The 2,377-nt window shown below is 68.7% G+C and carries 2 protein-coding genes; both read left to right on the top strand.

Annotated elements, in window-relative coordinates; translation table 11 throughout:
- The coding region (locus AC1DU6_RS27705; RefSeq protein ID WP_477861049.1) for an ATP-binding cassette domain-containing protein at positions 1 to 1,071 on the top strand (1,071 nt) is incomplete at its 5' end.
- A gap of 76 nt (positions 1,072 to 1,147) precedes the next feature.
- Positions 1,148 to 2,353 (top strand): HlyD family type I secretion periplasmic adaptor subunit, encoded by a 1,206-nt coding sequence (locus tag AC1DU6_RS27700; RefSeq protein ID WP_457391087.1) that lies wholly within the window; start codon positions 1,148 to 1,150, stop codon positions 2,351 to 2,353.
- The last annotated feature ends 24 nt before the right edge of the window (positions 2,354 to 2,377 follow it).

Here is a 2,377-nt window from a genome sequence, read left to right as displayed (position 1 = left end):
CTGCAGCAGGCGGTCAACCTCATCATCCTCATCTGGGGCGTTTACCTGATCCATGACGGCGTCATCTCGGCCGGCGCGCTGATCGGCTCGGTGATGTTCGCCAGCCGCGCCATCGCGCCGCTGGGCAGCCTCGTCAGCCTGSCCACGCGCTACCAGGGTGCTCGCGCCGCCATGATGGCGCTCAACCAGATGATGAATGCGCCGGTCGAGCGCGACAGCAGCCGCAACTACGTGCCGCTGTCCCAGGTCACCGGCAAGGTCGGCCTGCACGACGTCGGCTTCAGCTACCCGCCCCAACCGCAGCACGGCCAGCAGCAGGCGGCCAGCGAGTCGGCGGCGCCCAAGGTGCTGCGCAACGTCACCATGCGCCTGGAGGCCGGCGAGCGCGTCGCCATCCTCGGCCGCATCGGCAGCGGCAAGTCCACCATCCTGCGCATGCTCGGCGGCCTCTACCAGCCGACCGAAGGCATGGTCGAGGTCGATGGCATCGATTTGCGCCAGGTCGACCCGGCAGAGTACCGGGCCCGCGTCGGCTTCGTCAGCCAGGAGCCGCGCCTGTTCGTCGGCACATTGCGCGACAACGTGCTGATGGGCCGCGCCCACCTGGACGCGGGCCGCCTCGTCGAGGTGGCCAAGCTGACCGGCCTGGACCGCGTCGTCTCCGGCCATCCGATGGGCTGGGACCTGCCGGTCGGCGAAATGGGCCAGCTGCTGTCCGGCGGCCAGCGCCAGCTCGTGGCCCTGGCCCGGGCCCTGGTCACCAAGCCGCAGATCCTGTTGATGGACGAGCCCACCAGCTCGATGGACGCGCAAAGCGAGATGGCTTTCCTGCGCCAGCTGCGTGACGCAGCCGGCACGGCCACGCTCGTCGTCGTGACCCACCGCCCGGCCGTGCTGGAGCTGGTGCAGCGCATCGCCGTCGTCGATGGCGGCCGTGTCGTCATGGACGGCCCGCGCGACCAGGTGCTGGCGGCGCTGTCCGGCGTGCGCCCGGCCGCGCCCGCCCAGGGTGGCGAGGGCGTGCACATGCATCCGTCTGCACAACCCGTGCAGCGCAGCGCGAGCGTATGAAGCCCCCACGTTCGTTTCACTCACTGCCCCCCGAGGGGGTGGCAATGCCCTTCGGGCGGCCGAGCGGACATAGCGTATGAGCGCCAAAGCCCTGAGCAAGGAAGAAGGCCTGTTCGTCAGTGCCCTTCATGCCGCCCAGATCGACGAGCCCCTGCCGCGCGCGACCTGGGCCCTGTACCTGCTGTGCGCCGTCGTCACGGTGGCCATCACCTGGTCGGCCCTGGCCAAGGTGGACGAGATCACCCGCAGCGACGGCCGCATCGTGCCGGATGGGCGCGAGCAGGTCATCGCCAGCCTGGACGCCGGCATCCTGCGCGAACTCAAGGTGCGCGAAGGCCAGGAAGTGCAGGCCGGCGAAGACCTGGCCTTCCTCGACCCGACCCGTGTCGAAGCCCAGCAGAACGAGGGCCAGGCCAAGCTGCTGGCCCTGAAAGCCGCGGCGGCGCGCCTGGATGCCGAGGCCAATGGCCGCGTCAGCATCCACTGGCCCGCCGGCATCGACCCCAAGGCCCGCTATGCCCAGGGCGAGGCCGAATCCTTCGACGCCCGCAAGCGCCTGTTGGACGAGGCGGTCGGCGCCATCAACCGCAGCCTCGGGCTGATCTCCAAGGAGCTCAAGCTCGCCCAGGACATGTCCCGCAGCGGCCTGATGAGCGACGTGGAGGTCATGCGGCTGAACCGCCAGGTCAACGAGATCCAGCAGCAGCGCACCGAGCGCCTGTCGCGCTACCGCCAGGAAGCCAGCCAGGAACTGGTGCGCGTGCAAAGCGAAATGGCCCAGATGGACGAGCAGATGGTGGTGCGCCAGGACGCGCTGACGCGCACGGTGCTGAAGTCGCCCGTGCATGGGGTCGTCAAAAGCATCAAGTCCGGCACCGTCGGTGGCGTCATTGCCAGCGGCGCACCCATCCTGGAAATCTCGCCCATCGGTCCCAAGGTGCTGGTGGAGGCGCGCATCAAGCCCAAGGACATCGGCTTCATCCGCCTGGGCCAGACGGCCGAGGTCAAGCTGGCCGGCTATGACTTCAACACCTATGGCGGCCTGGAAGGCAAGGTCACCTACATGAGCCCCGACGCCGTCACCGAGGGCGACAAGAGCGGCGAGGGCCATTACCGCGTCATCGTCACGTCCGAGCGCAACAACCTCAAGTACAAGGGCGAGAAGCTGCCCGTCATCCCGGGCATGACGTCGCAGGTGGAGATCAAGACCGGCGAGCGCTCGGTGCTGAGCTATCTGCTGCGGCCGATGATGAAGTCGCAGGAAGCGCTGCGCGAGAGGTAAAGCTGCCCCTCGCCCAGTCTCGCC

It is taken from the genome of Roseateles sp. P5_B10, assembly GCF_056400485.1.
The sequence above is the reverse complement of the archived record's forward strand: the minus strand, read 5'-3'. Positions and strand labels throughout refer to the sequence as shown.

Excerpts from the sequence above, each read along its gene's own strand:
- AC1DU6_RS27700 (WP_457391087.1), top strand. The coding sequence starts at position 1,148 with ATGAGCGCCAAAGCCCTGAGCAAGGAAGAAGGCCTGTTCGTCAGTGCC.